Annotated in this window: 11 protein-coding genes; 1 reads left to right on the top strand and 10 read right to left on the bottom strand. The window is 69.7% G+C overall.

What is annotated here, in order from left to right:
• Positions 1-7 precede the first annotated feature (7 nt).
• Both GQR91_RS11740 and GQR91_RS11735 read right to left on the bottom strand, forming a co-directional pair.
• Positions 8-265 (bottom strand): hypothetical protein, encoded by a 258-nt coding sequence (locus GQR91_RS11740; RefSeq protein ID WP_149681621.1) that lies wholly within the window; start codon positions 263-265, stop codon positions 8-10.
• Between the two features lie 38 nt (positions 266-303).
• The gene (locus GQR91_RS11735; protein ID WP_160146744.1) at positions 304-738 is read right to left on the bottom strand and encodes an energy transducer TonB; all 435 of its coding nucleotides are present in this window, start codon (positions 736-738) and stop codon (positions 304-306) included.
• Positions 739-895: 157 nt separating this feature from the next.
• On the opposite strand from GQR91_RS11735, the gene argJ reads away from it, so the two are divergent.
• Positions 896-2,116: a bifunctional glutamate N-acetyltransferase/amino-acid acetyltransferase ArgJ gene (gene argJ, locus GQR91_RS11730; RefSeq protein ID WP_149681623.1), complete on the top strand. Its 1,221-nt coding sequence runs from the start codon at positions 896-898 to the stop codon at positions 2,114-2,116.
• 40 nt (positions 2,117-2,156) lie between these two features.
• Here the strand turns inward: argJ and trxA are convergent, their stop codons facing one another.
• From trxA to GQR91_RS11690, 8 genes are all read right to left on the bottom strand, one after another.
• Positions 2,157-2,477 (bottom strand): thioredoxin, encoded by a 321-nt coding sequence (gene trxA / locus GQR91_RS11725; RefSeq protein WP_112382432.1) that lies wholly within the window; start codon positions 2,475-2,477, stop codon positions 2,157-2,159.
• A 56-nt stretch (positions 2,478-2,533) separates the two neighbouring features.
• Entirely contained in the window at positions 2,534-5,968 is a 3,435-nt protein-coding gene (addA, locus tag GQR91_RS11720) for a double-strand break repair helicase AddA (protein ID WP_149681624.1), read from the bottom strand.
• Entirely contained in the window at positions 5,952-8,894 is a 2,943-nt protein-coding gene (locus GQR91_RS11715) for a PD-(D/E)XK nuclease family protein (RefSeq protein ID WP_149681625.1), read from the bottom strand. The genes addA and GQR91_RS11715 overlap by 17 nt, the downstream gene beginning before the upstream one ends.
• A complete protein-coding gene (locus GQR91_RS11710; protein ID WP_149681626.1) occupies positions 8,887-9,642 on the bottom strand; it encodes a nucleotidyltransferase family protein in 756 nt (251 codons plus the stop codon). The genes GQR91_RS11715 and GQR91_RS11710 overlap by 8 nt, the downstream gene beginning before the upstream one ends.
• Positions 9,639-10,607 (bottom strand): aminoglycoside phosphotransferase family protein, encoded by a 969-nt coding sequence (locus GQR91_RS11705; RefSeq protein ID WP_174236613.1) that lies wholly within the window; start codon positions 10,605-10,607, stop codon positions 9,639-9,641. The genes GQR91_RS11710 and GQR91_RS11705 overlap by 4 nt, the downstream gene beginning before the upstream one ends.
• Positions 10,604-11,047, bottom strand: coding sequence for a tRNA (adenosine(37)-N6)-threonylcarbamoyltransferase complex ATPase subunit type 1 TsaE (tsaE, locus tag GQR91_RS11700; protein ID WP_149681981.1), 444 nt, complete (start codon positions 11,045-11,047; stop codon positions 10,604-10,606). The genes GQR91_RS11705 and tsaE overlap by 4 nt, the downstream gene beginning before the upstream one ends.
• A 31-nt stretch (positions 11,048-11,078) precedes the next feature.
• A complete protein-coding gene (locus GQR91_RS11695) occupies positions 11,079-13,433 on the bottom strand; it encodes a sensor histidine kinase (RefSeq protein WP_149681628.1) in 2,355 nt (784 codons plus the stop codon).
• Positions 13,434-13,590: 157 nt separating this feature from the next.
• A complete protein-coding gene (locus tag GQR91_RS11690; protein ID WP_149681629.1) occupies positions 13,591-16,725 on the bottom strand; it encodes a TonB-dependent receptor domain-containing protein in 3,135 nt (1,044 codons plus the stop codon).
• Positions 16,726-16,784 lie beyond the last annotated feature (59 nt).

Raw genomic sequence — 16,784 nt, 5'->3', positions numbered from 1 at the left:
CAAGACGTTATTCGCGCCGGCGGCCTGCATAGGGTGGGACGATCGCGCGCGGCATGGGCGCAACGAAGATCGCCAGGTGCCGAACATCGAACAGGCGGGGCAGAAATTGCGCGGGTCGACTGCTCACTGCCGGCGCGCGTGCAGCCTGCACCTGCGCCACAGCAGCCTGCCCGGCGACGACCTGCTGCACCCCCGTCCCGCGCGTCACCCCGACCGCGCCGGTAAGCGCAGACAGCAGGGCCGACAGGAGCAGAAGCAGGTTCATCGGCCACGGTCTTAAGACAGTGGAGGAACGCCGTCCACCTACTCTGACGGCAAACGCCACCGTACGGCACTTAGATCGACCCTGGCAGGAATAGCAGCGCCACTCCTGTCCCGAGCGGGTGCGTAGCGCGCATGGCGCACCGCGGCTCGGCACGTCGCGCGGTCGAGAAGCCGGTGATGGCTGCTCTCCATCACCTCGCACGCAGATGGCCGGCCGTCTGCATTGATGAGCAGCGCGACGCGCACGCGCCCCTCCTCGTTCCTGCGGATCGCCTGCGCAGGATAATCGTCCGGCCCGAACCAGGTCGCGACATCATTCAACGGTCGGGGCGGCTGCGCAGGCACAGGCAGGTCGCGCGGCAGGCGGGTAGGAACCGGCGCCCGCAGATATCGGAATGCGGTGCCGGCCGTGACGATGCCGATCGCCAGCAACAGCAGCGCCAACACCGCGATCAGCGCCAGCACGCCGATCATCAGTCCACGTCCCGAGCCGGTAAGTCGCGAACCGGCCGCGCCAGGTAACTCGCTCGACCTCATCTACGTGTCCCCCGCTCCAATGCACTTCATCCTGCGAGACACGTCAAGTATCCCCCCGTCTTGCCCGCTGCGCGGCACGGCGTATGTAGGCGCCATGAACGCGTCCCCCCTCGCCCGCCCCTTCCCCGCCATGCCCGCCATTGCGGGGGTCGGCCTGCGCGTCGCGCGGGCGCGGTACAAGGCGTGGGATCGGTGCGACCTGACGTTCGTGACCCTGGCGGAGGGAACGAGCGTCGCGGGGGTGCTGACCAACAGCCGGTGCCCGTCGCCGGAGGTGGAATGGTGCCGGCAGGCGCTGGTGCTGGGGCAGGCGCGCGCGCTGGTGGTGAATGCGGGGAACTCCAACGCGTTCACCGGGCATCGTGGACGGGCGGCAGTGGAGGCGATCGCGGCGCGTACGGCGTCGGCGATCGGGTGCGTGCCGTCCGACGTGTTCGTCGCATCGACCGGGGTGATCGGCGTGCCGTTGCCAATCGACAAGGCCGAGGCCGGGCTCGACGCCGCTTTCGCCGCCGAGCCGTGCGGGTGGGAGGATGCCGCCGCGACGATCATGACCACCGATACCTTCGCCAAGGGCGCGGTGACGACGGCGGTAGTGGACGGGCGCACCGTGACGCTGGCCGGGATCATCAAGGGTTCGGGGATGATCGCGCCCGACATGGCGACGATGCTGGGCTTCATCTTCACCGACGCGGCGGTCGATCCGGCGTTCCTGCAACGCGCGATGACGGGCGCCAATGCGCAAAGCTTCTCGTGCATCACGGTGGACGGCGATACCTCGACCAGCGACACGGTGCTGGCCTTTGCCACCGGCGCGGCGGGCAATGCGCCCCTGGTCGACGACGACAGCGACGGGGCGGACGCGTTCCGCGCTGCGCTGGCCGATCTGTGCCACCAGCTGGCGGTGCTGGTGGTGCGCGACGGCGAGGGCGCGACCAAGCTGATCGAGGTTCAGGTGACGGGCGCCGATAGCGACCGGTCCGCGCACCGTATCGCGATGTCGATCGCCAATTCGCCGCTGGTGAAGACCGCGGTGGCGGGCGAGGATGCGAATTGGGGACGGGTCGTGATGGCGGTCGGCAAGGCGGGCGAGCCGGCGGAGCGCGACCGACTGTCGATCCGCTTCGGCAACACGCTGGTCGCGCGCGACGGCCTGGCGGTCGAGGGCTATGACGAAGCGCCCGTGACGGCGCATCTGAAGGGCCAGGAGGTCGAGATCGGCGTCGATCTGGGGATCGGCGAGGGCGAGGCCACGGTTTGGACGTGCGACCTGACCCATGGTTACATCAGCATCAACGCCGACTATCGAAGCTGACGAAACGGCCCTCTCCCGCCGGGGGAGAGGGCGTGGCCGATCAGAGCGCGCCTTCCAGCCAGGCCTTGATCCGGCCCTTGGGCTCGGCGCCGACCTTGGTCGCGGCGGGGGTGCCGGCCTTGAACAGGATCATCGTCGGAATGCCGCGCACGCCGTAGCGGCCGGGCGCGTCGGGATTGTCGTCAATGTTCAGCTTGGCGATCGTCACCTGCTCGCCCAGCTCTTCGGACAGTTCCTCCAGCGACGGGCCGATCATCTTGCACGGACCGCACCATTCCGCCCAGAAATCCACCAGCACCGGCTTGTCGGAATTCAGCACGTCCGCGTCGAAGCTGGCGTCGGTGATCTGCTTGGTTGCCATGTCGTAATCTCCTTGGATGTGGCCGATCTAGGGTCAGGCCCTCAACCGCTCAACCGCTAGCTTTGCTCCGCCGCCACAAAGCGCGGCTTGTTCGCCTCCAGCACGGCCGGTGGGATCACGATCATTCGCGGCCCTGCGGTATAGAGCAAGGCGACCTCGATCGCGCGTCCCGGAAAGATGACGCGCAACGCCGCGGCATAGGCGCCCATCTGTTGCAGATGGTAATCCGGCACCTCCTCCAGCATCGCCGGGGCACGGCGGCCGGTCTTGTAATCGACCAGCGACACACGGTCCGCCTCCACCAGCAAGCGGTCGACCTGCCCGGAGATGACATGCCCGCTCGGCAGGGTCGCGGCGATCGGCGCCTCGGCCAGCGAATTGGGGCCGAACAGCGCCGCGTGTGCCGGATCATCCAGGATCGCGCGCACCGTGGCGGACAGCGCCGCCCGCTGCGCGGCATCCTCGACATGACCGGCCGTGGCGAGCCAGCGGTCGGCGGCGCCCGCGCGCTGTACCGGGGCAACCGCCGGCAGGCGCTCCAGCAGGCAGTGGATCAGCCGCCCACGCTCCGCCGCGGCGCGCATCGCGGGCGTCGGTGGCGGATCGGCGACGCGGTCCTCGCCCAGCGCGGACGGCGCCAGCGGGCGCGGCGGGCGCGACTCGACGGGTGCCGGCGCATGCGCCCAATCGGGCAGTGCGACCCGCGCCATCGGCGCCGTCACCCCGCCCCGTGCGCGCGGCGGCACCGGCGGCTGCGGTTCGCGGCCGGTGAAGACGCGCTCGCCCTCCCCTTCCGGCACACCCAGCGCGGTCAGCGCGCGCGCACAGGCGGCGTACCAGCTGTCGCGCGGCGGCTCGCCCGCAGCGCGCTTGCCGAGCGCACCGGCAATGACGAGCTGTTCCTCCGCCCGCGTCGCCGCGACGTAGAAAAGCCGCCAATGCTCGGCCAGTTCGCGTGCCGCCAGTTCGTCGGCCACCACGTCCAGCGGGCCGCCCCGCTCGTCCCCGCGCGGCGAAAATACGGGAATGGGCTGCTCGCCGGGCTCGGGCGCCCAGCGCAGGATCGATCGTGGAGAAGCGGTCGGGTCGATCGCGGCATCGGCAAGGATGACGAGCGGCGCCTGCAACCCCTTGGACCCATGCGCCGTCATCACCCGCACCGCGTCGAGCGGGGCGGAAGGGTCGCGCACGATCTCAACATCGCCCCGGTCGAACCAGTCGAGGAAGCGTTGCAGCGACGGCGTGGTCGTACTCTCGAAGGTCAGCGCGGCGTTCAGCAGTTCCTCGATCGGATCGCGTGCCTCGGTGCCCAGCCGCCGGATCAGCTTGCGCCGCCCGTCCAGCGGCCCGGACAGCAATTCTTCGAGGAACTGATAGGGCGTGGCGATGTCGGCGCGGGCCAGCATGCCGCGAAGGGGCCCCAGCGCATTCGGGGTCTGGGTGCGCACGAGATGCGCCCACAGGCTGCCATGATCGCGCGGTGCGGCCGCCATCAACTGGTCCTGCGTCCAGCCGACCAGCGGCGAGACGAGCAGCGACGCCAGCGACAGGTCGTCATCGGGTTGCAGCACGAAGCGGATCGCGGCGAGCAGGTCCTGCACCGCCAGCGGCGCATTCAGGCGAAGGCGATCGACGCCGGCGACCGGCACCCCTTCCGCATAAAGCCGCGCGACGATCAGCGAGGCGAGGTCGCCGCGCCGCTTCACCAGGATCATCACGTCCTGCGGCTCCAGCGGACGGCCCTTGCTTTCCAGCATCACGCCGGCGTCCAGCCAGCGGCGGACGGCACGCGCGACATCGGTGGCGACCTTGCGCACCGCATCGTCGATCCAGCCTTCCTCGTCCTCCTCGCTGCCGCCCGCATTGACCGGCGGCCACAGCGTGACGCGGCCGGGGCCGGGCACCTCGCTGGCATGTTCCTCGATCGCGGCCATGACGCCCAGCCCGGCATCGCCGACCGCATCGATCGCGGCATCGACGAATTCCAGCACGGGGCGCGTGGTGCGGAAGCTGTGGGTCAGCGACAATTGGTTGAACGGCAGGCCGCGCTCGTCGTCGGGCAGGCTCTCGTCCCCTGCGACCAGCGATGCCTTGCCGCTGAAATGCCGCTCGGCCGCGGCAAAGTTGATCGGGTCGGTTCCCTGAAAGCCGAAGATCGCCTGCTTGTAGTCGCCCACCGTGAACAGGGTGCGCACCGACGGCGCATAAACGCCGCGGCCGACGAAGAACTCGTCGGACAGCGCCCGGACGATGCGCCACTGGTTCAGGTTCGTGTCCTGCGCCTCGTCGATCAGGACATGCTCGGTCACCTGATCCAGCTTGTAGCGCACCCAGTCGCCGATGCCCGGCTGTTCCAGCAGGCCGACGGTGGTACGGATCAGATCGTCGAAATCGACCGCCCCCACCTGCCGCTTCGCCTCGACATAGGCGCGGGCATAATCGCGCCCGACGGTCAGCGCATCGGCGAGCAGGTCGGCATAGCGCGCGCGGGCCGCAAGGCCGAGCAACCGACGGCATTCGCTGCCCAGTTCCAGTGCGATCTCTTCGTAATCGGGCTCGGCATCGGTCAGCTTCCTGGATGCCTTGCGCGGCTCGCCCTTGGCGGTGAAGACGGTGCCCATCAACTCGGCGAGCGTCGCTGCCTGGTTCGCCGGGGACGCGTCCATCCACGCCTCGATCGTCGCGACCACCTTCTGGCCGGTCGCAGTGCCCCAGGCGCGGTTCGCCCCCGCAATCCGCGCGATCGCGTCACGGTCCAGACAGTCGCAGCCTTCCGCGATCGCCTCGCCGATATCGCCCCCGGGCAGGTCCAGCGCGCGGCGCAGCCATGGCTGGATACCGGTCGGCAGGGCCTCCAGCGCCCCCGGCGCGCGGGCACAGGCGGCGAGGAACGCCTCCGCCCCGCCCTCGCCCAGCCGCAGCGACAATCGGCCGACCGTCGCGATCGGCCCCTCGCGCCCCTCCGTCTCGGCGCGCTCCAGCATCATCGCCAGCGCCTCGCGCGCCAGCCCCGCCTCCTCGCGCGCCTCCAGCGGACGGAAACCGGGGGTCAGCCCCGCCTCGACCGGGAAGGCGGCGAGCAGGCCCTGGCAGAAGCCATGGATGGTCTGGATGCGCAGCCCTCCGCCCGGCGCATCCAGCACGCGGGCGAACAGCGTGCGGGCATGCGCGCGCAGCTCGGGCGTCACCCGCTCGCCCAGCGCGATCAGGTCGGCGCCCAGTTCGGTATCGGGCATGCGCACCCAGGCGGCGAGGCGGCCGTTGATCCGCTGCGCCATTTCCGCGGCGCCCGCCTTTGTAAAGGTCAGGCACAGGATCGCATCGGGCGAAACGCCGCGCAGCAACAGGCGAAACACGCGCGCGGCCAGCACCTGCGTCTTGCCGGTCCCCGCCGACGCCGACAGCCAGACATGCGCCTCCGGATTGCTGGCGTCGGCCTGTGCGCCCTTCAACCGGGGCAGCTGCGCCATCACGTTACCGGTCCCGGCCATACCATTCGTCCCGGCGCATCAGTTGGTCATATTCGGCATAAGGGGCATATTCGGGCACCAGCTTGGCCGTGAACGGCGCGGTGCCGGTCAGCCATGCCGCGGCGGCATCGGCGAAGTTGCTGGCGGCGATACCGACGAAATCGTTGGTGGGAATACGCTCGCGCTTGCCGTCCGGGTCGACCGGCGTGGCGATATAGCCCAGGCCCTCGCGACCCCGGCCCATCGACCAATATTCGAACGCCCCCGCCTTGCCCCGCACGCCATCGAACCCGCCGCGCTCGGCGATCAGGCCGAGCAGCCCCAGTTGCAGGCTGTACCCGTCGCGCACCGCCGCGGTGGAGGGGGGCTTGCCCGTCTTGTAATCGATGATCGCCACCCCGCCATCGGCCAGCCGGTCGATCCGGTCGTAGCGGCCTGACAGGGTGACGCCGGCATGGACGACCTGCCCCTGCCCCTCGGCACTCAGCACCGATCGCCCGGCGGCGGCCTGTTCGGCGACGGTGCGCGCGATCCAGTCGATCGCCTCCTCCAGCCGCGGCCACCACAGCGCGCGCATCATCGGGTGGACGCGCTGGTCCTTCATCATCGCGGCGGCGCGCCCGCGCAGCGCATCGGGCGCACAGCGGTCCTCCTTCCACCACGCCTCCAGGATGTCGTGCACCGCGGTCCCCCGCCACGCAGCACTGGGGTCCGCATCCACCGGCTCCAGCGGCATCAGCCGCAGCACGCGGCGCGCGTAGAAGGCGAACGGGTCCGCCTTCAACCGGTCGACCTCGGTGACCGAAATGGCACGCGGGCGCAACGCGGCGGGCGGCATTGGCGCCGGGCGCTCGGCGGGCACATGGTCCGCCGGCTGATCCAGCACGCGCGTCCAGTCCTCCAGCGCCAGATCGCGCTCGAACCGCTCGCCCGCCATCGCCTGAAGCCGCAGCCAGAAGCGCGAGGCGAGCGTCGGCGAGCTGGCGTCGCGGCGGCTGCGCGTCAGCAGCGCGGCGGGCGCCCCCATCGCCTCGGCCAGGTCATGCGCGGCAATGCCGATGCGCCGCTCCAGCCCCTGCAGGCCCAGCTCGGCGCGGATGCGCGGCGCCAGCCACGGATCGGGCGCGGGGCGGCCGGGCCAGACGCCCTCGTTCAACCCGCCGGCGATCATCAGGTCGGCGGTCTGCAACCGCGCTTCGATCAGGCCGTAGATGGCGAGCCGCGGGTGATTGCTCCCCCGCTGCGGGCGCACCGCGACCTCGTCGAGCAGGGTGCGGAGCAGCGCGGGCACATCCTGCGGGCTGACGCGCGGCGGCCCTGCATGCGCCTCGGCCTCCAGCGCGCTCAGGAACTCGGCGGCGGCACGCCCGGCCGGTCCTTCCCACAACACGTCGCCGCACAGCGACTGCGCACATTCGCGCAAACAGGCGACCAGCCCGTGCAGGCTCTGCGGACCATCGCCAAAGGTCCGCCCCACCGGTTCCAGCGCGGGGCAGGCTTGGGCCCAGAATTCGGCGGCGGTGCCCTTCTTCAGATGCGCAGCGATGCCGTCCAGCCCCGGTGCGGGGCGCGGTCCACGCAGCGCCCGGTCGAGCGCGCGCACCCCGTCCAGCCAGGCGATGCGCTCGCTCTGCCGGACCAGCGGGTGCTTGAGCAGGGCAAGCAGCGCCAGCGGGTTGAAATGCTGCGATGCCGCCTCGACCAGCGCGAGCAGAAAGGTGCCCGGCGGCAGGATGGAAAGCGGGCGGCCGGCCGAATCGTCGATCTCGATCCCCCAGCGGCGGCAATGCACCGCGACGCGGCGGGCCAGCGCGCGATCGGGGGTGACGAGCGCTGCGGTACTGCCCGGCGTTTCCAGCACGCCGCGCAGGGCGAGCGCAATCGCCTGCGCTTCCTCGGCCGGAGTGGCGAGGTCGATCGAGGACACGCCGCGCAGGCGCCGGTCCTCGGCGGGCAGGTCGGTCCATTTGCCCGTGAAGTCGGCAGGCGCCAGCGCGTTGGCGATGGCGCGTCCGCGCGCGGCGCCGGCATCATATTCGGTGCCGCCGCGCCACGTCTTCACCTCGCCCCGGCCGACGCCCATGCGGTCCAGCATCAGCTTGGGAACGAATTGCGGATGCGTCTCGATCGATCGGCGACGGCGCCCGGTGACGGGATCGGCCTGGTGCGGGCCCAGCGCGTCCCATTCCTCGATCGGCATCGCCAGATCGAGCCCGGCGAACACCACCGACCCGCGCGGCATCTCCGACACGCAGCGGAGCAGACGCGCGACGGCGGGCGCGGTATCGGTGATGCCGGCCGCACAGACGAAGCCCGTGGGCGGCGTGGCGGTCCAGCGTTCGGTCAGCCGGTCGAGCAGCCGGGTGCGGCGGTCGGCCGCATCGATCATGCCGGCACGCGCCAGCTCGGCGGGCCAGCGATCCAGCACCACGTTGAACGTCGCCAGTGCGCGCTGCCAATGGGCGTTCAGGTCGCCCAGATCGATGTCGCGCAGCGCCGTCGGCGGCACCTGTTCGACCAGCAACTGGTCCAGCGTGCGGGCGAGATCGCCGGCAAGGCGCACCGCCTCCGCCGCGTTGATCGGCTGGCCGGCGTGCGCGCGTTCCTCCGCGACCAGTCGGGCCAGGATCATGCGGCGGGCATAGGGTGCGATGGCGGGCGGCGGCGGTGCGGCGGCATCCGCCGGGTCGAGCGCGGCGCCGGCGGTCTCGCCCGCCTCCGGGTCACCCAGCGCGACCATGCGCGGCAGGATCAGACCCGCGCCGCTCGCCCGCACGAACGCATCCGTCACCGCGCGCACCGCCCGGTTGTTCGGCAGCAGGATCGCCCCTTGCGCCAGCGCCAGCGGATCATCCCCCGCCCGCCGCTTCAGCCCGGCGACGAGCGCATCGGCAAAACCGCGATGCGCCGGAATGGTGTAAAGTCGCGGCCCCCGAAGCTCAGCCATCGGCGAGCAGCATTTCCGTACGGCGGATCGCGCCGGGCGTGCCGACATCGAACCACAGGCCTTGGTGCACCTGACCGTAAGCGCGGCCGGCCGCCATGGCGCGGTCCCAGAACAGGTTGGTGGAGAACGGCCCTTCCGGCCAGTCGGCGATCAGCCGCGGATGCAGCATCTGGATACCGGTATAACAGAAGGGGGCGACCGTGCCCGCCCGCCGCCGCCGGGTGATGCGGCCATCGGCGGCAAGGTGGAAATCCCCCTGCCCGCCATGGTTATGCGCCCGCGCCAGCGGCACCATCAGCAGCAGCGCATCCATCGCCGCATCGTCCCAGCGCGAGGCAAGCAGCCGGATCGCATCGATCGGCCCGTCGAGCCACAGATTGTCGCTGTTGACGACCAGCACGGGTCCGTCACCGAGCAGGCCGCGCGCCTGTACCAGCCCGCCGCCGGTTTCCATCAAGCGCCCACGCTCGTCGGAGATGACGATCTCCATGTCCGGATAGCGATCCGCCAGATGCGCCTCCAGCGTGTCCGCCAGATAATGGACGTTGACCACCGCGCGGCCGATGCCGGCGGCACGCAGCCTGTCGAAGACGTGATCGATCAGCGGCTTGCCCGCGACCTCGATCAGCGGTTTGGGACGGGTGGCGGTCAGCGGGCGCATCCGCTTGCCCAGCCCCGCCGCCATCACCATCGCGGTCGTGGGAACGGTGCCGCCGGGCAGCGGGCGCAAGGCACGCGGCCGGCTCATGCCGCCAGCACTCCGGGATCGCCGCGCAATTCGGGCGGGATATTGTCCGCGAACCATGCGGCAACGGGCGCCAGTACCGGCTGCGACAGGTCGCGCTCCAGATAGGCCCAGACGCGCGGGCACAAGGCGGTGTAGCGCGCCTTGCCGTCGCGCTGCCAAAGGCGGGTGAAGATGCCGAGGATCTTCGCGTTCCGCTGCGCGCCCAGCACATGATAGGCGTTCAGAAAGCCATCCCCCTCGCCCGTCGCGGCCAGATAGCGGGCCAGCATCGCCTCCTCGATCGACGGCTCCACGTCGCGGCGTGCATCCTGCAACAGCGAGACGAGGTCGTAGGCGGCGTGCCCGGCCAGCGCGTCCTGAAAGTCGAGCAGCCCCAGCGACCGCTGAGGGTCGACCAGCATCAGGTTCTCGACATGATAGTCGCGCAGCACGGCGACCGGCTTGTCGGTCAGGACGTGCGCAAACACGGCATCCCATGCCGCGCGGTAGCCGGCGGTATCGACTTGCCGCCCGACGGCGGGCGCATACCACTGGGTGAACAGGTCCACCTCGCGGTGCAGGACCGCCGCGTCGTACGGCGCCAATCCTTCCGGTGCATGCGCGCGCAGGGCGACCAGCAGGTCGACCGCCGCCGCATAGAGCGGCGTGGTCGCATCCGGATCCGCCTCGATCGCTTCGCGCATCCGGGCATCGCCGAAATCTTCGAGCAAGACCAGCCCGCGCGCCTCGTCCAGCCCCAGGATCGCCGGCGCGGCAAAGCCCTTGGCGGTCAACCAGCGTGCGACCGACAGGAACGGCCGCGGGTCCTCATGCGGTGGCGGCGCATCCATCAGCACCGCGCTGCGCGTGCCGTCGGTCACCCGGAAATAGCGGCGGAACGATGCGTCGCCGGCGAGCGGCGCGATTGCCGCACCCTCCCAGCCACAGGTCGCGAGAAAGGCGGGCGCATCGGCGGGCGGGGTCATATCGGCCATCGCTGCTCCCATGCCTCCGGCACCTTCGCTGTCAAGCGGCGACCGCCATCCGGCGTCATCTCCAGCGATAAAGCGAGAGCATCGGGCCATGCGTCGGGCCCCGCCCGATCGGGCCATTCCACGACCAACAGCGAATCCCAGCGCGCTTCCTCCAGCCCCAGTTCCTCCAACTGGTCCGCGGCGTCGAGCCGATACAGATCGACATGCAGAACGGGGAAATCGACCTCGGGCGGGGCATAGGGCTGCACGATCGCGAAGCTGGGCGACGGCGCCTCGCCCGCCAGCCCGAGTGCGGCGAGCAGGCCGCGCGCGATGCTCGTCTTGCCGGCGCCAAGCGGCCCTTCCAGCGTGATCATGTCGCCGGGGCGTACACGGGTGGCCAGCGCACGGCCGAACGCCTCGGTGGCGGCTGCGTCGGGAAGGATCAGCATCACGCCGGGATAGAGCGACGACGCTGCCAAGTCATCCCTGACGGCGCGGCAGCTCCACCGTCGCCAGCGTGCCCGCGCCCAGTTCGGATACCAGCGACACGGTGCCGCCATGCGTCTCGACGAATTGCTTGGCGAGCGGCAGGCCCAGCCCCAGCGCGCGCCCGCCGGTCGCCTTGATCGCAGGCTCGGCGAACCGGTCAAACGCATGGGCGACCGCCTCGGCCTCCATGCCGGGTCCGTCGTCGGACACGATGATCCGCGCCCGCGCCGCATCGCCGTCCGCGTGCAGCAGCACGCGACCGCCCTCCGGCGTATGCTCGATCGCATGCCGCAACAGGTGCTCCACCGCTTCCTTCAGCCGTCTGCGATCGCCACTGATCCGCCCCACCGAGCGCGCCACCTCCACCGCGAAGTCGAGCCGGCGCCGGTTCGCGGCCGACCGCAGCGTATCCGCCGCCGCGCGCACCACCTGCCCCAGATCGACATCCTCGAACCGCGCAGCGCCATCCGCCGCCACCGTCAGGTCGAGCACGTCGTCGACCAGCAGGCCCAACCGCTCGGTCGACTCCAGGATCGCCTCCACATAACCCTTGGCCTGATCGGGCAGTGCGCCGGCATAGCCGCCGTGGAGCATTTCCGCGAAGCCGCTGATCGAGGTCAGGGGCGTGCGCAACTCGTAGCTCATGTTCGCGACAAAGGCGGTCTTCACCTTGTCCGCCGCTTCCAGCGCATCCGCCCGGTCGCGCAGCGCCTGTTCGGCGCGGCGGCTGTCGGTGATGTCCAGCATGGTGAACAATGCGTTGCCATCGGGCAGCGGCACGCCGGCGAACTCGAAATGCCGGCCATCGGCGAAGGCGACGCGCCCACCGCGCTGCTGCCGGTCCTGGGTGGCGGAGCGGACCAGTTCCGGCATGAGTTCGGCGCGGTTCGGCGTCATCAGCTTGTTCGCGATCTTGGCGGCCAGCGCGTCGACCCGCGGATGCGCCGCCAGAAACTCTTCCTCGACATCCCACAGGCTGCGGAAGCGGTTGTTCCACAACTGCAACCGGCCATCGGCGGCGAACACGCCCAGCGCCTCGAACAGATTGTCGAAGGTGGCGGAGCGTACGCGCAGCAACGTGTCGCGGGCGGAGGCGAGCTGCACCTGCTCGGTGCGATCCTCGAAGATCAGCAACAGGCCGCCATCGGGCAGCGCCTGCGCCACGACGCGCAGGTGGATGCCGCCCGACAGGTGCCAATGTTCCTCGATCGCGCCCTCGGTCTGACGGAACCATTCGTGACGCTCGGTGCGCCAGCCGGGAAAGTCGCGCACTTCGGGCAGGCGCTTGGCCTCGCGCATCCGCTCCAGCACCCGGTCGAATTCGGGCCGGTCGGCCAGCCATTCGCTGCGCATCGCGAACATGCGCCGAAACGGCTGGTTACAGAAGACGAGACCGCGGTCTGGTCCGAACTGCGCCACGGCGGCCGACAGGCGATCCAGCATGGCGCGCTGCGCCTCGGCAAAGCGCTTGGCGCCGGCGCGCGACTGTTCAAGATCCTCGATATCGATCGCAAAGCCCGCGATCCCGCCGGTGGGCAGCGGCACGTCGTAGATGCGCAGCGAGCGGCGGGCGCCGTCGATCGTGGCGGGCAGGATCTGCTCGTGCGGCCGCCCCTTGTCGCGCGCGGCCGCAGCCCCGGCAAGCGGGCCGCCCCGCCCCGATCCTTCCACCAGCTCCAGGCCGCGCGACACGACATCGGCGGCATCGCGCCCTTCGACCGCATCGACATAAGCACTGTTGACCATGGTCAGGCGCAGATCCGCCTCGCGGTACCACATCGGCAGCGGCGCCGCCTCGATCAGCCCGGTCAGCGCCTCGAACGCGCCCCCCAGCCGCGCCGCCTCTCCGCCCAGCCGCGCGATCTCCGCCTCGCTCTCCGTGCCATCAAACGCCCAGACAACGACGCTGCCGTTCGCGCCCAGTTCCAGCGGTGCACGGGCACCCTTCAGCACCAGCGACCGGCCCGAGCCCTGCGGACGCAGCGCGCGGGTGAAGCTGCGTCCCCCACGCTGTGCCGCGCCGACATCGGCGGTGAGCAACGCACCGTCCTGCGCCGATAGTCCGACCCCCTCGCCGACCAGCTCGGCCAGGAAACGCGGCACCTCCGAAAAGCCCAGCCAGTCGGCGAGCCGTGCGCTCATCTCCACCCGGCCGTCGGCACGCACCAGCATGGGCAGCGCGGGCGCGGAACGGAGCAGCGCCGCGGCATGCGCCATCTCGCCCGCCCGCCGCCGTGCGGTCGTCCGGGCGGCGGTGCCGAAATAGATCATCGCCGCCGATCCCAGCAGCAGGAGGCAGATGACCGCCCCCAATGCCAACGCCTGGACCGTGTCGAGAACGATCATGCGCGGCGTGAAGGGCGGAGGCGAGTCATGGCGGCCGGCATGTAAACCGATAAACGCCGCCAGCGAAAGCCGATGCGCAGTGCGACCCGAAAAGAAGAGCCGGCCGGACGCATGGTCCGACCGGCTCTCTCGTCCGCCCATCGAAGGAGGTGCGGAGTTACATCTTCACCGACACGCCGACGTACATGAAGCGGCCGATATTGTCGAAGATGGCGTCGTTACCGTTGCCGAGCAGCCCGTAGGGGGGCTTCTTGTCGGTGAGGTTGTCGACGCCGCCGTAGAAGCGAAAGCGGTCGTTGACGTCCACGGAGGCGCGGATGGCGTGGTAGAAGACGCGCGGATAGTAGACGACATCGGCATAATAGGGGTCGAGGGCCGGCACGCCGTTGGTGTCGTGCTGGGCCTCCCAGTCAGTGATCGACTGGCGTCCGATGTAGCGGACCTGGTAGCCGAGCGTCCAGTTCTTGTGGGTATAGTCGGCCGAGACGTTCACGTTCCAGATCGGATCGCCCAACTCGCCCTTGATCCGCTCGGGTTGCTGCGGATTGTCGAGGTAGGGATAATCCGTCCGGTTGCGCACCCAGGTGCCCACCGCACGCAGCGCCAGGCGATCGTCGGCACCGAAGCGGTGGTTATACGCGACATCGAGGTCCAGCCCCTTGGCGCGCAGCTGGGCGAAGTTGACCGTGCTCTGCAACAAGGCCGGCTGCGCGAATTCGCCATTGGCCTGGCGCGGGTTGATCAGGCCGCAGAACTGGTTGTCCAGCGAGGCCGCGTCATAGCACGCATCCAGGATCGTCTGCGCCTCCACCGAGGCGATGACGTTGCCGATCTTGATGTCGTAATAGTCCGCGGTGATCGCCAGACCCGGCAGGAAGGACGGCTGCACGATTACGCCATAGGTCCAGCTCCGCGAGGTTTCCGCACCCAGGTTCGGGTTGCCGCCCGACAGGATTTCGGTGCTGCCCGCGCGCGCGCCGCTGTTGATGAAGCCGGCCGGCAGGCCCGCCGCCGCACAATTCGCCGCGCGATTGGCGCGACCCTGGCCGATGAAGTTGGCATCGCAAGGGTCGTCGACCTGCGCGAAATTCTGCGTCGCGGAGGAATAAAGGTCGCCCAGCGTCGGCGCACGCACCGCCTTCGAATAGTTCACGCGGAACTTGATGTCGCGGATCGGCGCATAGAGGCCGCCCAGATTATAGGCCCATACCGTGCCCGTCGCGCCCTTGTAGTCCGCCACGCGCACCGCGCCGGTCGCGGTCAGCTCCTCGGCAAAGGGCAGATTGCGCAGCAGCGGCAGCTCCAGCTCGCCATATGCTTCCTTCACCTCGAATGAGGGGGGATTGAAGGCGGGGATGGCGTTCAGGAAGGTCGCGCCGCTGCTGACCAGCTCGTCATAGGCATAGCTGGCCGTCTCGCGACGATATTCGCCGCCGAGCGCAAAGCGCACCGGGCCGCCGGGCAGCTCGAACAATTGCGAGCTGTCGCCGACCACGTTGGCGTTGATGTCGAACTGCGTCGCCTTGCCGCGCCGCTCGGACGTGGTGTTGATGTAGTTCAGCGCTTCCTGCGTCGGCGAACCGTTGCCCAGCACGTTGATCGGCACGCAGTTGAGGTCGGTGACGCTCGTCTGGTTGATCCGGCAGACGATCTGCCCCGCCGCGTTGCGGACCGCATCGACCGCATTGTAGAAATTCTGGTTGAGGCGGTTGTTGTAGAAGGTCGAGCGGCTGCGGAACTCGCCGTAATTGACCGCGAAGTCGTACTTCCAGTCGCCGTTGAACGTACCCTCGGCGCCGACCACGATGCGGTAGGTGTCACGGCGATCGAACTCGTCGCGCGTGCCGAAGTCGTTGTTGTTGCGGTTCAGGCGGAAGAAGTCCGCGCCTGCGGGCAGCAGCGAGCGGATCGTCGCGGCGGCGGCCGGTTGCAGATAGGGATTGTCCAGCGAGATCGGGATGCCGATCGACTGGCGGGTAAAGGCGTTGCTGGCGGGGCGGCGGATCGGATTGCCAGCGGCATCGACATCGGCGACCGTGCCCTGCTCGCCACCCTGCGCAAAGGTCGGCGTGCCCTGGTTGAAGCTTTCGACGCGGACGAACTTCGCCTCGAAGAACGGCTTGAACGCATCCGACACGTCGTAGTGACCGATCAGATTGGCGACATAGCGGGTCAGCGCCGGGTTCAGCGTGCCGCGATCGTTCAGCACGGCGCCGTCGCCGCCGTTGTTGTTGCCCGAGCCGATCGGGCGGAAATCGGTGCCGTAATTATATTCGCGCAGCGATCCGTCGGTGTTGAAGCCGAAGACGCGCGGCACGCCGGTGGGCAGGCAGCCCGCGGTCACGCCCGATCCGCAGGACAGGATGTTGCTGCCGTTATAGGCGATGAAGTTGCCGCCATTGTCGTAGCCGAAGCTGCGGACATCCGTCAGGAAGGTGCGGTTCGGCGTGGTGTTGTCCGCCGCCGGGCTGTCGACCAGCTGGAACTGGCGACGACCGCTGAACGCGCCGGTCAGGTCGGGGCGGTCGGTATAGGTCAGCAGGTCCTGCTTGTTATATTCCAGCGCCAGCGCGATGTTGCCGCGCCCTTCCGCGAAATTCTTGCCGAAGGTGCCGGACAGGCGATAGGTGCCGCGGTCGCCCTTGTCGCTGGTGCCGCCCTGGGCATTGAGCGAGACGCCGTCGAAATCGCGCTTCAGCACGAAGTTGACGACGCCGGCCATCGCGTCGGAGCCATAGACGGCCGAGCTGCCGCCGGTGACCACGTCGACGCGGTCGAGCAGGTCGGTCGGAATGGTGTTGGTGTCGACCAGGAAGTCACCCTCGGACGAGGTCACGTGACGGCGGCCGTTGACCAGCACCAGCGTGCGGGTGACGCCCAGGCCGCGAAGGTCGAGCAGGTTGAGGCCCGAGGTGCCGATGAACTGCGTGGAGTTCGCCTGGCTGTAGGTGGAGCGCAACGACGGCAGGTCGTTCAGCACGTCGCCGACCGAGACCGCACCGGTGCGCGTCAGGTCCGCGACCGACAGGCTGGTCACCGGGATCGGCGAGTTCAGCGTCGGGCGCGAAATGCGCGAGCCCGTCACGACGATCTCGCTGCCGGTGTCCTCCAGCGCCGGCGGCGCGACTTCGGTCTGCGGCGCGCCGATCTGGTTCTGGTCCGCCGATGGCGACTGCTCACCGACCGGCGTTGCGGTCTGCGCCGCCGCGGCGCCGGCTGTGCCCCCAAGGACGAGTGCAATGGTGGAAGCGGTGAGCGCCAGGCGCAACCTCCGAACGGATACGCAGTTCATGTCATAACCCTTTGACTACTCGGCATTACCGAGGTCGGGCGTCAGACACCTGCCAGAAA

The sequence above is a fragment of the Sphingomonas carotinifaciens genome, assembly GCF_009789535.1.
Classification (GTDB): domain Bacteria; phylum Pseudomonadota; class Alphaproteobacteria; order Sphingomonadales; family Sphingomonadaceae; genus Sphingomonas; species Sphingomonas carotinifaciens.
Note: the sequence above shows the minus strand (reverse complement) of the source record. Positions and strands in the feature narration are given on the sequence as shown.

Excerpts from the sequence above, each read along its gene's own strand:
- argJ (WP_149681623.1), top strand. The coding sequence starts at position 896 with ATGAACGCGTCCCCCCTCGCCCGCCCCTTCCCCGCCATGCCCGCCATT.
- GQR91_RS11695 (WP_149681628.1), bottom strand. The coding sequence starts at position 13,433 with ATGATCGTTCTCGACACGGTCCAGGCGTTGGCATTGGGGGCGGTCATC.
- addA (WP_149681624.1), bottom strand. The coding sequence starts at position 5,968 with ATGGCCGGGACCGGTAACGTGATGGCGCAGCTGCCCCGGTTGAAGGGC.
- GQR91_RS11715 (WP_149681625.1), bottom strand. The coding sequence starts at position 8,894 with ATGGCTGAGCTTCGGGGGCCGCGACTTTACACCATTCCGGCGCATCGC.
- GQR91_RS11735 (WP_160146744.1), bottom strand. The coding sequence starts at position 738 with ATGATCGGCGTGCTGGCGCTGATCGCGGTGTTGGCGCTGCTGTTGCTG.
- GQR91_RS11710 (WP_149681626.1), bottom strand. The coding sequence starts at position 9,642 with ATGAGCCGGCCGCGTGCCTTGCGCCCGCTGCCCGGCGGCACCGTTCCC.
- tsaE (WP_149681981.1), bottom strand. The coding sequence starts at position 11,047 with ATGCTGATCCTTCCCGACGCAGCCGCCACCGAGGCGTTCGGCCGTGCG.
- GQR91_RS11740 (WP_149681621.1), bottom strand. The coding sequence starts at position 265 with ATGAACCTGCTTCTGCTCCTGTCGGCCCTGCTGTCTGCGCTTACCGGC.
- GQR91_RS11690 (WP_149681629.1), bottom strand. The coding sequence starts at position 16,725 with ATGAACTGCGTATCCGTTCGGAGGTTGCGCCTGGCGCTCACCGCTTCC.
- trxA (WP_112382432.1), bottom strand. The coding sequence starts at position 2,477 with ATGGCAACCAAGCAGATCACCGACGCCAGCTTCGACGCGGACGTGCTG.
- GQR91_RS11705 (WP_174236613.1), bottom strand. The coding sequence starts at position 10,607 with ATGACCCCGCCCGCCGATGCGCCCGCCTTTCTCGCGACCTGTGGCTGG.